We start from the raw sequence: 18039 nt of genomic DNA on the forward strand, positions 1-18039 counted from the left end.
TCTTTTTTTGTTCAAGAATGTAAATATATCTTTACATATTTTTGGGTATATTATAAAATTTTGTAAAGATATATTTACATTTTAGGAGGGGAAAGATGGATAAAAGAAAAGAAACGACTGTTACTGTTTCGATGGTTAAATTAAATATCTATTCATTTTTTATAATAATCGCTCTGGCGATTGGAATTAGTTATTTACATGCGCTTTTTTCAGGTAAGTTTCAATTTGAAATTACATTGCCGATTATGTTTCTTTTAATTATTGGAATGATTGTTCTCGTTTGTATACATGAAGCGATACATTTAATAGGATTTCGCTATATCGGAGGTGTTCCGTGGAGTGAGCTGAAATGGGGTGTCAATTGGAAATTAGGTGTAGCATACGCTCATTCTAAAAAGGAAATTACAGTAAAGCAAATGAAGAAAGTTTTAATGTTGCCATTTTTACCGACTGGAATTTTACCGATTGCAATTGGATTAGCTATGAATGTTCAAGCGTTCTCATTTTTAGGGGTTCTACTAACAGCAAGTTGTATTGGTGACATTGCTCTATATCAAAAAGTTTCAAAGTTTCCAGATGATGCACTAGTAAAAGATCATCCGAGTAAACCGCAGTTTACAGTTTATGAATAATAAAGGAAGAGGAGGCGTTTTTGAATAATGGCCTCCTCTTTTTGGCGGTAAATCGCTCATATAATTTATTTACTATCATCTTGTTTTTAGCTCTCCCTCTAAAAACGAAAGAACATCTAATAAATCATCTATCACACGTGAATGCTCAAAGTCACCCCAAAATAAATCTCTCTTCCAAACGCCAAGAATTCCTACTTGTTCAGAACCGAGCGCATCGTTTTCTGGATGATCTCCAACGTAAAGACATTCTTCGGCTTTTACATTTAGCTTTTGCAAAGCTCGTTCGAAAATTTCAGGATGTGGTTTCTTAATTCCTTCTGCTTCTGAAATGAGAATTGTATTTGTATACGTATGTATGTTTAAGGCACGAAGGTTGTTCATTTGAAAATCAGTAAAGCCGTTTGTAATAATGCCAATTTTAATATTTTGTTGTATTAAACGCTGAAGTAATTCATGCATGTTTGGGAAAGGGATACAATGATATTGAAAATTTGTAATGTAGTCGTGCAGCAGTTGCTCTGGTGTTAAAGTGGTAATATTATATTCGCCAATGAGAGTAGCATATACTTTATCCTTCCACGTGTAGCCATTGTTGTCGAGTTCAAGAAAACGAGAACAATACTCGGATTGTTCAATGTTCATAAAATGAAGGGAAAAGCGATTGTATTGGTCATGGATAAATCGCTCTAAAGATTGTCGTCGATCTAATAGTGTCCCATCTAAATCAAATAGCACAGCATGAATCATATGTAACCTCCTCAAAGCTTTTATAAATAATTATCGCATATTCGTCAGAAAATGATTATCATATTTTTGTAGGCTGTAACGACGGAGGTTTAAATGAAAAAATTGTATGGAAAGATAACATGTTTTATAATTTCAATTGGTTTAGTCGCCGGATGTGATATGGCGGAGCAAACTTTGAAAAGAGAGAAGAAAGATGTGTGTGAAACGACAGAAGAATGTACACAAATAGGCGATAAAACGCTCCAAAAAGTATATAAAAAGATAGATGGACTTTCGGAACTTGAAGTACCAGAGGAGGATGTAACAGAACATCATACAAGTAAGGATATGAAAGAAGTAGAAATGAAAAAAGAGGATGATGAAAATTATTTCTTTTTAGCTTCTTATTATATTGATGGAGACGCAATTGTAGATCCTTATTTCGATAAACTAGATCGGAAACGATTGAATAAGGCTTTCGCTGAAGATAAAGAAGCGAAAGAAGAGGTGCTGGAACAACGTCAAGATAGAGGGTATCATGGGTCGTTATGGGAGATGTACAGTACTCTTATTCCAGCTAAGTATCGCACTGACATAAAAGAATTTGACATGGTAACAGATGGCTATGATGGAATTGTCGCTCATGTTATGCCGAGTGTGGAATATCCGAAAGAATGGGTTCTTAGTTTAGATACGCTTGATTCTGCAGTAAATATCGATGAAGTGATGAAAACATTAATTCATGAGACAGCTCACGTATTGACGCTGGGGCATAAACAAATACCAGTAAATGAAAAGTACTTAAAGGCTTTTGAAGAAGATAAAGATATTTCATCATACCAAAATAAATGTAAATCTCTTTTCTTACAAGAAGGGTGTGCGAAGGAGAATTCTTATATAAATCAATTCTACAATTCGTTCTGGAGACCAATTGAGCAGGAGTGGACAGAAAAGAAAGTGGAAGAGAGTGAAGAAGCTCAAATTCAATTTTTTAAGGAGAGACAGGATGAGTTTGTGTCTGAATACGGTACAACAAATGTAGCGGAAGATATCGCAGATACATTTACAGCATTTATATTACAAGATTCAAAAGAGGTGAAAGAAGGAACAGAGTTAAAATATAAAAAAATTGCCTTCTTCTATCAATTCCCAGAGCTTGTAAAAATGCGTGCAGAAGTGTTATCAGGATTATATGATGTTTCAAAAACGATAGAATAACGAAGTGGACACTAAGGCGATTGATGTGTTCGATATATTTTAGCCAAGGGAAAATGTGAAGAATTTTACTTCTTTGCGTTTTTTTTATTGATAAAATTGAAAATTCTGTCTTTTTTTAAAAAAAGAAGAAGGAACTGAAGCTTTAAAATAGAATTAGTATAAAAATGTCACAAATTAGACACAATTATAATGCGCATATTATAGGGGCTATAAGTTTACTCTCGAGGAGGTAATGAAGCGTATGAAAACGATTCTTGCGGTTGCTGGTCTCATTTGGGTAATGTCTCACGGTTTTCCGATTTTTGAAGGAGAGCAAATTCGTAGTGCATTAAATAAAGAGTTTAATGATTATCATATTATTGATCGAAAAGATAATGTCGTTACAGTGCGTGTGAAAGATTGTTTCCATACAGTTACGGTTGCGAATGGGAACGTTACAAATGAATCAAAAATGTGCGACAAAAGATAAAAGAAAGAAGCTGACTCTGGCGTATCGTTCTAAGTCAGCTTTTTTTTCGTTTTCCGATAAGGAGTTTTTCAAACGCCTCGACAAATACATACATAAGAGTTGCGAGGACGCAAGTGAGCAATACACTGAGCAAGACGAGTGTGAAGTTAAAGACTTGGAATCCATAGCTAATTAAATAGCCAAGTCCTTGTTTAGAAACGAGGAGTTCTCCAAAAATAACACCGACCCACGATAAGCCAACATTCACTTTTAACGTTGAAATAATTGCAGGGAAAGATGAAGGGAGAATAACATGCGTATAGCATTGCCATTTATTTGCGCCAAATGTGTCCATGACCTTTATATAGTTGGAATCGACTTCTTGAAATGCGCTGTAAATAACGAGAATGGTAATGATGATGGAGATGATTACTCCCATTGCGATAGAAGATGAAATGTTTGGACCAAAAATAACAATGATAATTGGACCGAGTGCAACTTTTGGCATTGCATTTAGGACGACGAGATAAGGATCAAGTACACGGGCCAAAAGTGGCATCCACCAAAGGAAAGTAGCAATAATAGCTCCGAGTACAGTTCCGAGAATAAAACCTACTCCGGTTTCCAGTAATGTCGTCCATATGTGAATCCAAAGTGAACCGTCAATCCATTTCGCTAAGAAGAGATCCCAAATGCTCGAAGGAGAGCTAAAGAGTAAAGGATCAATCCACTCCTTTTTACTAGCTATTTCCCATAGTGCAAAAAAGAGGATGAGCAGTAAAAGCTGTAAAGAACGTGCTAACCATGCGTGCCTACGTTCTTTTTTTCGAAACTGTTCATGTAGTTGGTTTATATTATCCAAGTCGTTCCAACTCCTTCCATATTTCTTGGAAGAGGGATGGGAAGTCATGGTGGTGGCGTGCTTCTAACGGTGATAAGGAACGAATACTTTCTGGGACGATGAACGTTTTTGCAATTTTTCCAGGGTTCGCCTGCAGTAAATAAATGCGATCACTCATCGCGATTGCTTCTTCAATATCGTGTGTCACGAGTAGAGATGTTTTTTTATAGTTACGTAATAATGTGAAGACGAGATCTTCTAGTTTTAACTTTGTTTGATAATCGAGTGCGGAAAATGGTTCATCCAGCAATAAAATTTTTGGATTGGTCGCTAACGTTCGAACGAGTGCTGCACGTTGGCGCATACCGCCGGATAGTTCGCGAGGATATTGCTGTTCTATATCATGCAAACCGACTTGTTGTAAAAGCTTTAATGTATGTTCTTTCGTATATTCGTCATAAATCTTCCGAATATGAAGTCCGAGCATAATATTTTCTTCAATTGTTTTCCACGGAAACAAGTAATCTTGCTGAAGCATATAGCCCATAGATGGGGTCTTAGTTGTAATCGGTTCACCATCTAAAAATACGATACCTTCAATTGGATCAAGTAGCCCTGCGATGATGGAGAGGAGCGTTGTTTTTCCGCAACCACTCGGACCAAGAATAGAAATAAATTCTCCTTCTTCTACTTGTAAACTCATATCTTCAAGAATAAGTTTGGCATTTTCTTTTGCAAAAAAGCAGTGAGAAACGTTCCGTATTTGTAAAAAGCTCATACACTTCGCCTCTATTTCTTAATAACGCTTTCGGCAATTTTTGTATTGACGAGCGTTTCATGTGGAACTTCTTTTTGCAATTCACCAGATTCTTTCATAATCGTTTGGAGCTGTTTCCATTCAGAAGCATCTAATAATGGATTTGTCGCATAAGAATGTTGTTTTTTGTAGCGCTCAATTACTTTCACTGAAATGTCTTTTGAAGTGTCTTTAAATAGTGGTGAAACAGCATTGGCAATCTCTTCTGGACTATGTGTATCAACCCATTGCTGCGCTTTATATAGTGCGCGCGTGAATTTTTCAGCAGCAGCTTTATCTTTCTTTAAGAAACTTTCTTTTGCCATAAATGTTGTATAAGGAACAGTGCCAGATTCAGCTCCGAAAGACGCGACGATATAACCTTTTCCTTCTTTTTCAAGTATACTTGCAGTCGGTTCAAAGAGCTGTACAAATTCTCCTGTACCAGATGAAAAGGCATTTGCAATATTAGCAAACTCGATATTTTGAATTAAGTTCGTATCTTTGTGAGGATCAATGCCATTTTTCTTTAAAACATATTCCCCAACCATTTGCGGCATGCCGCCTTTACGCTGTCCTAAAAACGTAACGCCTTTTACGTCATTCCAATTAAAAGAATCTAATTTTTTACGAGAAACTAAAAATGTGCCATCTGTTTGTGTAAGTTGAGCAAAATTAATGACAGGATCTTTTGCTCCTTGTTGATGAACATAAATAGACGTTTCTGAACCAACAAGCGCAATATCGATTCCGCCAGATAAAAGAGCGGTCATCGTTTTATCTCCGCCAGCTGTTGTTTGTAAGTCAATATTTAAACCTTCCTCTTTAAAAAATCCTTTTTCAATTCCAACATATAATGGTGCGTAGAAAAGAGAGTGGGTAACTTCGCCAACGCGAATTTTTTGATCTTGTTCTTTCGTACTTTCCTTTGTGCTACTACAAGCAACGAATGTGAAAACAGCTAGTAACATGATGCAAAAAACGGTAATTAATTTTTTCACTATATGACACCTCCTAGAAGTCAATCTACAAGCATAATATGTAGGTAAGTGCCCATATGTGAGTATAGATAGCAGGAATTTTTTGGGTAATAAAGAAGTACAAATATAAGGGGTGATAAAATGGAGTATGAATACGACGATAGCGTTCATTTACATCTTGATTATTTCGGAACTGAATGTGATATGGAATCGATTGCTTATAAGAGGAAGCATGAAGACGTGTGGGATGTGTATTTTAATTTTGGAGTATACGGTCTTCAGAAAGAGGAGATAGAGACAGGCCGGTTTATGGACGAATATGCTGGTTATTATGTTTTTTCTGTACATGCTCGTGATTTGAGCTGGGAATTTGGAAGTGCACAGTTTGAGGAATGGGTCTTGAAGAACCATATCGTAGAAAGAACGCTTCAAAAATAGGGAGGAATTTCGTGGTTGAATTTCTCATCTTATTGTTTATTTGCGTAACTGGATTTTACATCATGCAAGTGCTCACTTACCGATTTGCAAAGAAAAATATTCATAAATACAAAAGATTGAAATTGGTTCATATGTGGTTAGATATGACTATGAAAAAGGGTCCGAGATTAGATTTTTTTGATTTTGTATTTATAGCAATCGTAAGTATCATATGGAAATTATGGATGCTTCCTCTTGTATAGTAAACATGCTAATCATCGTATCCTAATAAATTATGAAAAGAACCTGTCATATGACAGGTTCTTTTCTATAATAATAGTTTTCCGAAACTCGTGCTGACAAGTAAAACCGCGCTTGCAAAAATTATAGTAAAGATTATTTGTTTCTTTTTATAATTTAAAATGGTAATTGCTAAAAAAGAAAAGAGGATAAGGGTATGAGAAAACAATCCAAGTTCTAACGGCTTGTGAGAAATAATTTGAATGAAGAATGGAACATATAGTATGAAATAAATAATGAGGAACATGATTTTTGGAAACGAGATTATATGTGTATTCATATTGCCCCCCTTTTTTTCGATTGTAGCATGTAGTGTTACATGGGAAATCCAATGTATACGACAAATTACGACAAATGGGTTCATACATATTTGTTATTCTATTAAAGGTCATTATTTGTAATGTATATATAGGAGGATTTTTTAATGTTAAAGAAATTATTATTATTTGTACTTACGGGCTTATGTGTAGTTATTTTAACAGCTTGTAAAGATGAAGAGGACAAGCTGAAGGCAACGGAAGAACAGAAAATAGATGAAAAGAAAGTTGAAGAAGATAAGAAGGTAGAAGAGGAAAGTAAACAAGAACAACAACAAAAGGCAGCGGAAGAAAAGCATAAGCAAGAAGAACAACAAAGAGTAGAAGAAAAGCATAAGCAAGAAGAACAACAAAGAGTAGAAGAAAAGCGTAAGCAAGAAGAACAACAAAGAGTAGAAGAAGAAAAGCGTAAGCAGGAAGAGCAGCAAAGAGTAGAAGAAAAGCGTAAGCAAGAAGAGCAACAAAGAGTAGAAGAAGAAAAACGTAAGCAAGAACAGCAGAAGATTCAGCAACAACAGTCTGCACAACAAGAGAGAACACAGAAACAAGAAAAAACAACAAAAGCAACGGGTGGGAAGCCGACAAGATCACAAATTTCGGTCGGTTCCCATGTAGTCATCCAATTAGATAAAGATTATAGTAAAACTGTGAGCGGTGTTGTGAAAGACATTTTAACAAACACGGAAACACATACGTACGGAATTAAAGTTCGATTACAAGATGGACAAATTGGCCGTGTTCAAAGTGTTGGGTAATGAAAAAGAGATTTCCTTTCTTAGGAAATCTCTTTTTTCTATTCGGTATGTACAAAAGGTAACAGATGATACTATACGGAGGGTGTACATGAGAAGACGTTGTGTACATAATATGTTATGTTTATATAAGTAATATTTTATTACGGTGCGGGGTGAAATTAATAAACAGAAAAGAGGGAATGAATTGAGGGATAATTATTCATTTCATCAGCCAAGAAGAAGTATATTAATTTCAGCGCTTTTAAGTGGTTTAGTAACCTTATATGTTGTACCCACACTTTTCTTGATTTTAAAATATTTTAGTTTAGATGCGATGAAAGATATGTTAAATCAAAAAATTGTTTTAAGCATAATGACAATTTTGATGTGGGGTGTACTACTGTATGTTGCATATTTAAATAAAGGTATAGTTAATAAATTTAAACCGATTATTCGGATTTATATTAGAACTTTTTTAGTAGCTCATGCGGTTACTCTACTTTTTATTTTTATGCAAAATAATATGGATCTCGTAAATACAATGAATTGGATTTACAGCTATAATGCACAGTTTATATTTAGCTTAATTGTAATTTATGCGATATATGTCTTGGTGTACAACGTACTTGGAAAAGTTTTTTTGAGTACTATTTTGACAAGCAGTGTATTAATTATTTTGGCTATTGTAAATCACTTTAAAATTGTTTTTAGGGGAGATCCGCTATATCCTTCTGATTTTACACAGATTGGCCATATGCAATCTGTTATACCGATGGTGATGGAATATTTTAGTTGGAGTTATATTTTTGTCGTTATCGTAAGTATTGTAGCTTGTATTATAGCGGGGATATATATTAGAAAATATATTCAAAGTGTAAAGATTCATCCAGGAGTAAGAGCCTTCTTAGTAGTAGGATCCGTTTTTGTTTTATATGCGTATGGTAATTTTACGAATACGTTTATGAATAAATGGTTCCAAAAGTCGGGTATAGAGTTCGTTTTGTGGAATCAAAATGAAAATTATGCTTTGAATGGTTTTGTGTTAGGCTTTATAAGTAATCTAGATACGACAGTCATTGAAAAGCCGAAAGATTATTCAAAAGAAAATATGCTTCAAATAGCAAACGACATAAAGAAACAATATGGTAGCAATATAGAGGCACAGAAGCAAGAAGAGAAACCAAATATTATTTTTGTAATGAGTGAATCGTTTTGGGATCCAACGAAATTAACGAATCTTTCCTTTAGTGAAGATCCTTTACCGAATTTGCATCATTATATAGAAAATTTTCCAGGTGGACAAACTATTTCGCCAACATTTGGAGGGAATACTGCGAACGTTGAATTTGAGGCGTTAACGAGTTATTCAATGAGTTTGTTAAAACCAGGATCTATACCATATCAGCAAGTCGTTACAAATAAAATAGAAATTCCATCCATTCCTCGAACGTTGAAAAAAGAAGGGTATTACACAAGCGCTATTCATTCGTTCGGTCGCTCATTTTTTAAACGGGATGATGTATATAAAGTGTTAGGTTTTGATAATTTTAATGCACAAGATACGATGGAAAATGTAGAGGTTGATGGAGATTATATTAGCGATTTATCTATAAGTAAAGAGATAATAGCTGAATTAGAGAAGCAAAAGAAACCTACGTTTGTTCATGCAGTTACGATGCAAAATCATTTTCCATTTACAGAAGGAAGATTTGGCGAAAATCAAATCGGGATTAGTGGATTAGAAAATGAAGAATCGAGGGCTGAATTAGAGACTTATACAGAAGGTTTAAGACGTTCAGATGAAGCTCTTCAATATTTAATAGAGCAACTAGATAGTCTAGATAGACCTACATTATTGGTGTTTTTTGGAGATCATCTCCCATCACTAGGAACAAATAAATCTCTTTATAAAGAGACTGGCTATATAACAAATGAAAAAACGCCAAGTGAACGATTAGCAATGGCACAAACGCCATTATTAATGTATGCCAATTTTGATATACCAAATGACAATCTAGGTTCAGTAAGTCCAATTTATTTTTCAAATCTTGTCCTTGATTATGCTGGATTAAATAAGGTACCGTTCTATCAATTTTTATCGAAGTTATATGAAGAGGTTCCCGTACTTCGTGACGAATTGATGATAGGAAAAGACGGAGAAGTAATAAAAAATTTAACAGCGAAACAAAAAGAAATGTTAAAGCAATATGAGTTTATTCAATATGACTTACTCGCCGGAAAGCAATATAGTAAGGATATATTATTTAAATAAGCGAAAAAAAGAACTTGTATACGATACAAGTTCTTTTTTCATAGTATTTAACGGGGTAAACAGACAATCTGGGTTTAGGGAGTATTACCTGTACATTTAGTATAAATTAAAATAGAATCGTTTTATTGATTGATTTGTGAGAAGTGTGTGAATTTTTCGTTTAGTTTATAATCGGATATTTTTTTATTCAGATATGCGTATGAAGGATCAGTTATAATTAAGGTGTGTGGTAATTTTAAAAAAAGAGGTGGGATATTGAATAGTTTTTGGGGCAGGAAAATAATAGAATTTCTTATTTGTACCATTCTATATTCTATTTGCTATTATATATTACCGAGTGAATCGTATTACAGGAGGAGCTTCAAAGTGTCGGGTTATTAGAAAGCATATATGATTGTATCTAAAAGAAATTCTTGTCGTTCTTTGGGATTTTAATTGGAGGATGAGGTGTAGATTATGATACGGGGAAACCATACTCACTTACGAATGAATGGGCGGGTTTAATTGTTCTATACAAAAATGAATTTTTAGTAGCACCATGGATTGTCATTGCACCACTACTATTCTTTACTGTTTCTATATTCGTTTTACATATGATGATTAAAGGGATAAAGAAATAAAGAAAGAGCCATATGAACAAAGACAGGAAAAGAAGGAAATAGATAAATCATTGTTCATTCTGGTGTCTTCTAAATCGATAGAAAAAGGTAGTTAAGAAAAAGAATTTGCAATAAGGGCAAATTCTTTTTTTGTAAAGTAACTATGAATTTAAAAATTTAATAAGTTCTTTATTTAACTCATCCGCTTGATCGATAGGAGAGCCGTGCCCGCTATTTGTAAGAGGGTATATTTCAGAGTTTTTAATTCGCTCTTTTGTTAGCTCAGCGCTTTTATAAGGAATGAGTTGATCGTGAACACCGTGGAATATTTTTGTTGGAACGTTAATTTTACTTAAGTCCTTCGTTACGTCTTCGTTTGCAGCGGCTTGCAAAATTTTGATGAGAGCATATGAAGCGGACTGCATACCAAGATAAGAAAACCATTCTAACGTAGCAGCTCCTAAGTTTCTATTAAAAAATGATAAAGATACATCATTTAGAAATTTAGGCAAATTTACATACATTTGATTAATAAGGGTATCTGCTTGTTCTTTCGGTACGCCGTAAGGGGATTGTTGGTTTTTTACGAAAGAGGGGGAGACGGCATCGATTAATGCAAGTTTAGAAATATGGCGACCGTTATATCGTGACATGTATCGAATAGAAAGAGCACCGCCGACTGAGAAACCAACTAACGTAGCATTTTCTATTTGAAGTGCTTCTAATACAACTGCGATATCATCAGCTAAACGATCATATGTGTAACCGGTCCATGGTTTATCAGATTGCCCGTTTCCGCGAATGTCCATGGCGACACAGCGAAACCCGTGCTGTGGTAAAACATTGAATTGATATTGAAACATTTGGTGATTTAAAGGCCATCCGTGTACGAAGAAAACAGTTTTACTGTCAGGACCTGGGTTCATATCTTGCACAAAAATATGTACATCTTTTTCCACTGTAACGAACATGGTATATCCTCCTCATGCATTTTAATAGGCTCTCTCCCAAAAGCGCTGTTTTGTCATTGCCTGAATAAATTCATTCGCAAATAGAGTAGGGTTTTGTTCTGTTATAACGCCAGGCTTTTTTTCGATATTTAAAGATTGAATAATAGTAGTTCCATTTTGAAAAGCGCCAATGGGCTTAAAGTGATTATATGATTCTACGACAAATGAACTTGCTTTGTTAAGAAAATGATCATCAAGGTTTCCACCGATAAGAAATAGCCCGTCATAAAGAAGTGGTGATCCTGTTAAGAAAGTATCATTCACTTCCCACTGTACATTTTGTGTTCCTTGCACTATACCTAATCGTTCAGAAATAATTACTGGCTGCAGACCGACTCGTTTGAAGTGCTGAAGCATAGATTGTGCGTTTTGTCCGTCATACCCGTTTGCAACAATGACACCTACCCGTAATGTACTTGGACTAAATGTTGTATTTGCCATACTGAGTGCTGGAGATGATTTTGTGACATTGGATTCTTGAACATCTGGTACTGTTGCCCCAACCGCTTCTGCGACTAAAGTAGCCAATTCTGTACTAATATGACCAATCATACTTACGACTTGTTGGCGAACGGATTTACTTTTTACTTTTCCTAATTCAAAGGAGAAGGCTTGCATAATATGGATTTTTTCGACGTGACTCATACTATTCCAAAATAAGCGTGCTTGTGAGAAGTGGTCTTTAAAACTTGCAGCTGTTTCTCTCGTTTTATGCCCAGATACAGTAGAAGGGTATGTAACAAATCCACCCTTTGTTCCGGGGACAGTGTAAGGAGAGTTATTAGCTAAGGAGTTATTATGATAAGCGACTTTCCCTTTATCAATTATATATTTAGAAGCACCATCTCTTTGGTTGTTATGAAACGGGCATACCGGACGATTAATCGGTAATTCTTGATAGTTTGTACCGACGCGCGCCAATTGTGTATCTGTATAAGAAAAGAGCCTACCTTGTAAGAGAGGATCATTTGTAAAATCAATACCACGGACAATGCTTCCAGGATGCAGCGCGACTTGTTCTGTTTCAGCAAATACGTTATCAACGTTCCGATTTAACGTCATTTTTCCGATGATTTTAACAGGGAAGTCTTCTTCCGGCCAAATTTTTGTTGCATCTAATATATCGAAATCGTATTTAAATTCATCCTCTTCTTCTAAAATTTGAATGCCAAGTTCATACTCAGGGTAGTTTCCAGCATTAATATTTTCCCATAAATCACGGCGATGATAATCTGGATCAGCACCGCCTAGTTTTTGAGCTTCATCCCAAATTAACGAGTGAACGCCAAGCTTAGGCTTCCAGTGGAATTTTACGAATCGGGACTTTCCGTGTGTATTAACTAAGCGAAATGTATGAACGCCGAATCCTTGCATCATTCGAAAACTTCTCGGAATTGAGCGATCCGACATAATCCACATCATCATCGCAGCTGATTCTTGATTATTGGCGATAAAGTCCCAAAAAGTATCATGTGCTGTTTGCCCCTGAGGAATCTCATTATGTGGCTCGGGCTTAAGAGCATGAATAAGATCCGGAAATTTAATACCATCTTGAATGAAGAAAATTGGAATGTTGTTTCCTACTAAATCGAAATTTCCTTCTTCTGTATAAAACTTAACAGCGAACCCTCGTACATCTCGGTTCGTTTCATTTGCACCTTTTGATCCAGCAACTTCGGAAAAACGAATAAAAATAGGTGTCTTTTTAGATGGGTCTTGTAAAAAATGAGCCATTGTTAAGTCTTCTAAAGATTCATATAGCTCAAAAACACCATGTGCTCCGTAACCACGGGCATGAACGACTCTTTCAGGAATTCGTTCACGGTCAAAATGAGCGAGTTTCTCTCGCATAAGGAAATCTTCTAAAAGTGTAGGGCCACGATCGCCGGCGGTTAAAGAGTTTTCATCATTTGAAATTTTGACACCCGTATTCGTTGTCATCTCTTTTCCTTCATTGTTTTTCGTAAAGGATTGTAACTGTTCTATCTTCTTATTTTCCCGACTATCCATATAAAGCACCTCCCATACTATACGTATTATTGTTCATGGTTTTTATGCTTACATATGGTCTGGAGAAGTATATTATCTATGGATTGATTTTCCTCATTTGTTCAATTTATCTTTGTTTGTCTATGAAAATCATTTATTATAATAAATGGTATTCTTTTGAAGGGGTGTTGAAGTGGAAGAGAGTTTTCTATCAGCTAAAGAAGAAAAAACAAACGCTAAGATTTTCTTATGGGTAATGCATATTATTTTAATTGTATATGAGGTTACATACACGATTATGATAGAAGATACAATGCCTTTAGGAAATTGGCATAAAGTGATATGGAAGCTTGCATATATTATGGTTATATTAGGTATTAGTGTTTACTTATTGGAGAGAGGAAAAGCGTATTTAGTTAAATATACATATTTATTTGCATACATGATCGCAGAGATTTTTAATATTGGATGGTATGTTTTTCATAATACAATAGCATTTGATGAAGGGAATGTAATTGAATTTATTTTCATTTTCTTCGTACCGATATTTTTGAGTAAAAGATATTTATTTATCTTAGCGCCATTTCTCATAGGAAAATATATGATATACCTATTTGTATTTGGAGAACTTAACTTGTTTATGTCTCTTGTTATCAATATGTTGTTGCTTTTCGTGTCATTTATTATTTTAAATCGATTTTTACAATATCTTTCAGCAGTAAAGGGACGTATTGCAGAAGCAAGTCAGTCACAAAAATTGGCGGTTATCGGAAAAATGGCAGCGACAGTTGGGCATGAAATTAAAAATCCACTTGCTTCATTAAAAGGGTTTACGCAATTACAAAAAGAGAAACACGAAAAAGATGCAACATATGGACAAATGATTCTTGAAATAGAAAATATGAATAATATGATTAGTGAATTAATGGAGATTGCTACATGTAAACCTTCTGTTTATGAAAAACATATTGTAAGTGATGTTTTAGTACAGGCAGTAGAAAATATGCGCGGAAAAATGGACGAGTTAAATATAAATTGCACCTTTAATGAAGAGGAAAATAGAAGTGAAATTGAATGTGATAAACGCAAATTAAAAGGAGTATTTTTGTATGTTATTAAAAATGCTTTAGAGGCAATGGAACATGGTGGAACATTAAAAATACAAGTTGAAAATAAAAAAAGAGATTACGTAATAGTAAGTATAGTAGATAGTGGCTTTGGGATAAAAAAGGATAATTTAGGAAGAGTTAAGAATGCTTTTTATACAACAAAGCAAGATAGAATTGGATTAGGTCTTACGGTAGCAGAGCGAATTATTACAGAGCATCTTGGAGAATTACATATTTCTAGTGAAGTAAAAAAGGGAACGAGAGTAGAAATACTGCTTCCGAAAAAACGTAAGAGCAATGTGACACAAGATTAAGAGGGGTTGTTAAAGGAGTTATCATATGGAAAAAGGCAATATATTTGAAAAAGAAGAGATAAAGGCGTTAAAAATATTTTCAAGCTTATTCTTCTTTATATTTTTTGCGTATGATTTTGCTGAAAAGGCTATGGTCCTTTTATCAGATGAAAATCAAAAACTAGCAGATGTTTTTGGAGAAGGATTAGGTCTATGGCTACATAGTTTGATGATTGGATTATTCCTTGTCGGATTTTATATAATAAAATGGGAAAAGCCGTATATTGTGAAGTATATTATTTTAATTGGCTATAACATATTGGATTTTATTAATAACTTCATTATTTATTACGGAAGTGATGCGGAATTTGATGGTGGGAATATAGTAGAAGGATTCTTTATTTTATGTGCACCGATATTTGTGAATAAGAGGTACTTTTGGTTAGTTGCCGGAACTATTGTTGGAAAATATGTACTTATGGGATTCGTTGTACAATCTTTTATCGTTCTTATCCCAATGGCATTATACAGCGCGTTTGTTATTATATGTTGGATTATATTCTTAAGATTCCAATCTTACGTTCGTACACTTGAAATGATGGACAAAGAAATACAAAAGGTAGAAAAATTAGCGATGGTTGGACAAATGGCAGCTGTAATTGGCGATAAGATTAGAAGACCGTTAGAAAAATTGAAAAAACTTGTGAACAAGCAAGCAAAAAAACATCCAGAAGATAAGATTTATAGTGAAATTATGAGACAGGAAATAGAGCGAATTCATACAATAGCTACAGAACTCAGTGGGTTTGAGAAGCCTAAATCGCTAGAGTCAGAAACTCATAATATTAAAGAAATTATCTCTTATGTTATCAGGGTTATGGAAAAGCCAGCTTTAGAACAAGGGATAAAGATGCATGCTATTTATAGTAAAGATATCCCTTCAATTACATGCGATGAAAAACGATTGAAACAAGTATTTTTTAATTTAATAAAAAATGCGATTGAAGCAATGTCAGTTGGTGGAACTATTACTGTGAAAGTTATAGTGAAAGATGTAATCATTGTGCAAATTATAGATGAGGGATGCGGCATTCCAAAAGATAAAATTCCGAAGCTGAATGAAGCTTTTTACACAACGAAAGAAACTGGAACAGGCTTAGGATTAGTAGTTACGGAAAATATTATTAAAGATCACCACGGTAAATTGAACTTTGAAAGTGAAGTTGGAGTTGGAACGACTGTTGAGATTATGTTGCCGATTTAATGATAGTGTAAGAGATAAATGGAAAACATCACTTAATCAAAAGTGATGTTTTTTTGATTTATCTTGCGTTAAGATCCAATTGGTTCAACCAATAATCAGTAGGGAAGGGATCCCCCTACTGAGTAAAGTTTTTTCTATAGAGTACAGTTTAAATAGAGGTAATCAGAAAAATGGAGTATATAGCACTGTCAGTAATCCCAGGGCTAATATAAAGGCATAATGCATCTCCTCTGGAAACTGGATTTCCAGTTGTTGTACTAGTCCAAATAACAGTGGCAGGTCCCGGTAAAGGGGTAGGATCATACACTTGAACCAGCTGTGATCCAACGTCTGAAGGAGTAATAGCAAATGTGATTGTTCCAGTGATTTTAGCCGTAGTGGTAAAAGTAATAGTAGATATAACGTGATTAGAGGTAGGGGCGGAAAGGTTTGTTGGGACATTAGTGCAGATTTGAATTGTATAAACTTCTATAGGCAAATTATTTACATTTATAGATGCAGAAAAACCAGCTATATTTCCAGATCCAGCAACTACATAAGGAATAATATTGGAATCAACTGCTGGAGCACCTGCTATACGTTGAAACCCAGTGTTAGTTCCTTGGAAAAGGATGCTTTTTGCTGAACTGCTTCCAGCGGGTCCGGTGTTCCCAGTAGGTCCAGTGCTCCCGGTAGTCCCAGTGATGCCAGTAGGTCCAGTGCTTCCGATAGAACCACTGTTACGTCTACCGTCACAACTAAAACAATTGCGTTGATACATGTACTTTCTCCTTTCTATATTTTTGAAAATCTATTATAAAAGTAGAACCACTATATATATATTATAGATTCTATATTTTTGTGTGGCCGATTGTATTGTGTATATAGATTTCAAAAATAGGGGAGGTCTTATAACCACCATTTTTCCTGTGGAAGCAAAGTAACATTCGCACCAAAATTCTCTTTAAACCAATCATACATCAATGTCTCTTTCACTAAATATTCAGAGGCAGAGTGTGACACACCGATGAGTGACATATTTGTTTCTTTTACGTAATCCATAATGAGCGAGTATTTATGCCTGCCGTAATCATTGTCGATATGGCAATGGATTTCTCCTGTAATATATGCTTCAGCACCTTTTTCTTCTGCTTCTTTCATTAAAGATACGACATCGCCGCAGCCAGCGATAATTGCAATTTTCTTGATGAAATCATGTTGTTTACCTTCGAAGTCTGTATAAGGAATGTTAAAGAGTTTTTTTAGATGTTTTTGGAGTTTTTCTGTTGTTGTTTCATCTATTTCACAAATGAGACCGACTGGTTCTGTTTCTGGACCACCGTAAGCAAACCCGTCAATTACATTGGCTTGTAGTGCTTTTGCGATTGAAATGCTAGTTCCATGCGTTTGATGAAAATCCATTGGAACGTGACATGTATATATAGAAAGTTGTTTTTCTTTAATTGCCTGCAAATATTTTGATGAAATTGGAGTAAATCCTCGCCCTGACTTTCCGAGTGGATCACTGCACTCCATCACAATTGGATGGTGCATGAAGAGTAAATCACCTGGCCGGGATTGTGAAATGAATTTTTCGAGAACATCATCAGTTGGGAACACAGCTAAAAAGATTGTATTTACATTTTCAGCGCCTCTTATCATAAGACCGTTAAATAGCTCAACAAAAGTTGCTTCGAAAAATTGTTGCCATGGAAACTGGATTTGATCATATGTAGCTGGAAGGAAACGACTAAAGGAACTGTCTTTTCCGTATTTTTCAATTTGGAATAAATGATTAAGTGATTGTTCTATTTCTTTTAAGGCTGGCATGTTGTGTTATCCTCCTTAAAATAATCCTTACCCTGTTAGTTGTTTTTGTTTTTCATGGCAAAATAAGAAGCGGATAGGAAGCACAAAAAACCTAGAATCCAACCGAGAGAAGGAGAATAGGGAAGTATATGTTGTAATACCATTCCGCTAGAAATAAAAAAGCTACCGAGTAGACCTAAGAAGATGGGGTATCGCAGTAATTTGAACATACGTGATACAACCTCCTTTATTACATATAGTGTATATTAGTCTTAATTTTCTGTATATATTTTTTGAGAAAAATGG

General features: G+C 34.8%; 17 protein-coding genes and 2 pseudogenes. 10 read left to right on the forward strand and 9 right to left on the reverse strand.

Features of this window, described 5'->3' with window-relative positions:
• Nucleotides 1–95: 95 nt before the first annotated feature.
• Complete coding sequence (locus JDS80_RS11475) at nt 96–632, forward strand: DUF3267 domain-containing protein (protein ID WP_199638475.1); 537 nt, start codon at nt 96–98, stop codon at nt 630–632.
• 75 nt (nt 633–707) lie between these two features.
• Here the strand turns inward: JDS80_RS11475 and JDS80_RS11480 are convergent, their stop codons facing one another.
• Nucleotides 708–1379, reverse strand: a complete 672-nt coding sequence (locus tag JDS80_RS11480; RefSeq protein WP_199638477.1) for an HAD family hydrolase — start codon at nt 1377–1379, stop codon at nt 708–710.
• Nucleotides 1380–1472: 93 nt separating this feature from the next.
• Between JDS80_RS11480 and JDS80_RS11485 the strand changes: the two genes are divergently transcribed.
• Entirely contained in the window at nt 1473–2576 is a 1104-nt protein-coding gene (locus JDS80_RS11485; RefSeq protein ID WP_199638479.1) for a recombinase family protein, read from the forward strand.
• A gap of 241 nt (nt 2577–2817) precedes the next feature.
• Complete coding sequence (locus JDS80_RS11490) at nt 2818–3045, forward strand: hypothetical protein (RefSeq protein ID WP_000849114.1); 228 nt, start codon at nt 2818–2820, stop codon at nt 3043–3045.
• 34 nt (nt 3046–3079) lie between these two features.
• On the opposite strand, the gene JDS80_RS11495 is transcribed toward JDS80_RS11490, so the two are convergent.
• The 3 genes from JDS80_RS11495 to JDS80_RS11505 are packed head-to-tail and all read right to left on the reverse strand — an operon-like array spanning nt 3080 to nt 5662.
• Complete coding sequence (locus JDS80_RS11495) at nt 3080–3886, reverse strand: ABC transporter permease (protein ID WP_071770465.1); 807 nt, start codon at nt 3884–3886, stop codon at nt 3080–3082.
• Complete coding sequence (locus JDS80_RS11500) at nt 3879–4643, reverse strand: ABC transporter ATP-binding protein (RefSeq protein ID WP_199638481.1); 765 nt, start codon at nt 4641–4643, stop codon at nt 3879–3881. Before JDS80_RS11500 ends, JDS80_RS11495 begins: the two co-directional genes overlap by 8 nt.
• An 11-nt stretch (nt 4644–4654) precedes the next feature.
• The gene (locus JDS80_RS11505) at nt 4655–5662 is read right to left on the reverse strand and encodes an ABC transporter substrate-binding protein (RefSeq protein WP_098889426.1); all 1008 of its coding nucleotides are present in this window, start codon (nt 5660–5662) and stop codon (nt 4655–4657) included.
• Nucleotides 5663–5782: 120 nt separating this feature from the next.
• Here JDS80_RS11505 and JDS80_RS11510 point away from each other — a divergent pair, with 120 nt between their 5' ends.
• Together JDS80_RS11510 and JDS80_RS11515 are read left to right on the forward strand one after the other, a co-directional pair.
• The gene (locus JDS80_RS11510) at nt 5783–6079 is read left to right on the forward strand and encodes a DUF3986 family protein (RefSeq protein WP_098889425.1); all 297 of its coding nucleotides are present in this window, start codon (nt 5783–5785) and stop codon (nt 6077–6079) included.
• Between the two features lie 11 nt (nt 6080–6090).
• Complete coding sequence (locus JDS80_RS11515) at nt 6091–6321, forward strand: hypothetical protein (RefSeq protein WP_071770468.1); 231 nt, start codon at nt 6091–6093, stop codon at nt 6319–6321.
• Between the two features lie 65 nt (nt 6322–6386).
• Here JDS80_RS11515 and JDS80_RS11520 read toward each other — a convergent pair whose 3' ends face one another.
• Complete coding sequence (locus JDS80_RS11520) at nt 6387–6638, reverse strand: hypothetical protein (RefSeq protein ID WP_001091720.1); 252 nt, start codon at nt 6636–6638, stop codon at nt 6387–6389.
• Nucleotides 6639–6782: 144 nt separating this feature from the next.
• On the opposite strand from JDS80_RS11520, the gene JDS80_RS11525 reads away from it, so the two are divergent.
• The 3 genes and pseudogenes from JDS80_RS11525 to JDS80_RS32330 form a co-directional block, all read left to right on the forward strand.
• The gene (locus tag JDS80_RS11525; protein WP_199638483.1) at nt 6783–7430 is read left to right on the forward strand and encodes a YwbE family protein; all 648 of its coding nucleotides are present in this window, start codon (nt 6783–6785) and stop codon (nt 7428–7430) included.
• A gap of 184 nt (nt 7431–7614) precedes the next feature.
• The gene (locus JDS80_RS11530; protein ID WP_199638485.1) at nt 7615–9681 is read left to right on the forward strand and encodes an LTA synthase family protein; all 2067 of its coding nucleotides are present in this window, start codon (nt 7615–7617) and stop codon (nt 9679–9681) included.
• Nucleotides 9682–10036: 355 nt separating this feature from the next.
• Nucleotides 10037–10396 (forward strand): annotated as a pseudogene (locus tag JDS80_RS32330) (ABC transporter permease subunit); the annotation flags it as partial.
• Nucleotides 10397–10441: 45 nt separating this feature from the next.
• On the opposite strand, the gene JDS80_RS11535 reads toward JDS80_RS32330, so the two are convergent.
• Entirely contained in the window at nt 10442–11251 is an 810-nt protein-coding gene (locus tag JDS80_RS11535) for an alpha/beta fold hydrolase (RefSeq protein ID WP_199638487.1), read from the reverse strand.
• A gap of 21 nt (nt 11252–11272) precedes the next feature.
• Nucleotides 11273–13300, reverse strand: coding sequence for a catalase (locus tag JDS80_RS11540; RefSeq protein WP_199638489.1), 2028 nt, complete (start codon nt 13298–13300; stop codon nt 11273–11275).
• Between the two features lie 172 nt (nt 13301–13472).
• On the opposite strand from JDS80_RS11540, the gene JDS80_RS11545 reads away from it, so the two are divergent.
• Both JDS80_RS11545 and JDS80_RS11550 read left to right on the forward strand, forming a co-directional pair.
• On the forward strand, nt 13473–14702 hold the full coding sequence (locus tag JDS80_RS11545) for an ATP-binding protein (protein WP_199638491.1): 1230 nt from the start codon (nt 13473–13475) through the stop codon (nt 14700–14702).
• 25 nt (nt 14703–14727) lie between these two features.
• A complete protein-coding gene (locus JDS80_RS11550) occupies nt 14728–15945 on the forward strand; it encodes an ATP-binding protein (protein ID WP_199638493.1) in 1218 nt (405 codons plus the stop codon).
• 148 nt (nt 15946–16093) lie between these two features.
• Here JDS80_RS11550 and JDS80_RS11555 read toward each other — a convergent pair.
• Together JDS80_RS11555 and JDS80_RS11560 are read right to left on the reverse strand one after the other, a co-directional pair.
• Nucleotides 16094–16663, reverse strand: a pseudogene (locus JDS80_RS11555) (collagen-like protein); the annotation flags it as partial.
• A 170-nt stretch (nt 16664–16833) separates the two neighbouring features.
• The gene (locus JDS80_RS11560) at nt 16834–17754 is read right to left on the reverse strand and encodes a Nif3-like dinuclear metal center hexameric protein (protein WP_199638497.1); all 921 of its coding nucleotides are present in this window, start codon (nt 17752–17754) and stop codon (nt 16834–16836) included.
• Nucleotides 17755–18039: the final 285 nt, after the last annotated feature.

Source organism: Bacillus cereus group sp. N8, from assembly GCF_016483685.1.
Classification (GTDB): Bacteria; Bacillota; Bacilli; order Bacillales; family Bacillaceae_G; genus Bacillus_A; species Bacillus_A proteolyticus.

Bases quoted from the DNA above. Each gene is read 5' to 3' on its own strand.
- JDS80_RS11520 (WP_001091720.1), bottom strand. From the start codon at position 6,638: ATGAATACACATATAATCTCGTTTCCAAAAATCATGTTCCTCATTATT.
- JDS80_RS11485 (WP_199638479.1), top strand. From the start codon at position 1,473: ATGAAAAAATTGTATGGAAAGATAACATGTTTTATAATTTCAATTGGT.
- JDS80_RS11525 (WP_199638483.1), top strand. From the start codon at position 6,783: ATGTTAAAGAAATTATTATTATTTGTACTTACGGGCTTATGTGTAGTT.
- JDS80_RS11490 (WP_000849114.1), top strand. From the start codon at position 2,818: ATGAAAACGATTCTTGCGGTTGCTGGTCTCATTTGGGTAATGTCTCAC.
- JDS80_RS11535 (WP_199638487.1), bottom strand. From the start codon at position 11,251: ATGTTCGTTACAGTGGAAAAAGATGTACATATTTTTGTGCAAGATATG.
- JDS80_RS11480 (WP_199638477.1), bottom strand. From the start codon at position 1,379: ATGATTCATGCTGTGCTATTTGATTTAGATGGGACACTATTAGATCGA.
- JDS80_RS11550 (WP_199638493.1), top strand. From the start codon at position 14,728: ATGGAAAAAGGCAATATATTTGAAAAAGAAGAGATAAAGGCGTTAAAA.
- JDS80_RS11510 (WP_098889425.1), top strand. From the start codon at position 5,783: ATGGAGTATGAATACGACGATAGCGTTCATTTACATCTTGATTATTTC.
- JDS80_RS11475 (WP_199638475.1), top strand. From the start codon at position 96: ATGGATAAAAGAAAAGAAACGACTGTTACTGTTTCGATGGTTAAATTA.
- JDS80_RS11560 (WP_199638497.1), bottom strand. From the start codon at position 17,754: ATGCCAGCCTTAAAAGAAATAGAACAATCACTTAATCATTTATTCCAA.
- JDS80_RS11540 (WP_199638489.1), bottom strand. From the start codon at position 13,300: ATGGATAGTCGGGAAAATAAGAAGATAGAACAGTTACAATCCTTTACG.
- JDS80_RS11500 (WP_199638481.1), bottom strand. From the start codon at position 4,643: ATGAGCTTTTTACAAATACGGAACGTTTCTCACTGCTTTTTTGCAAAA.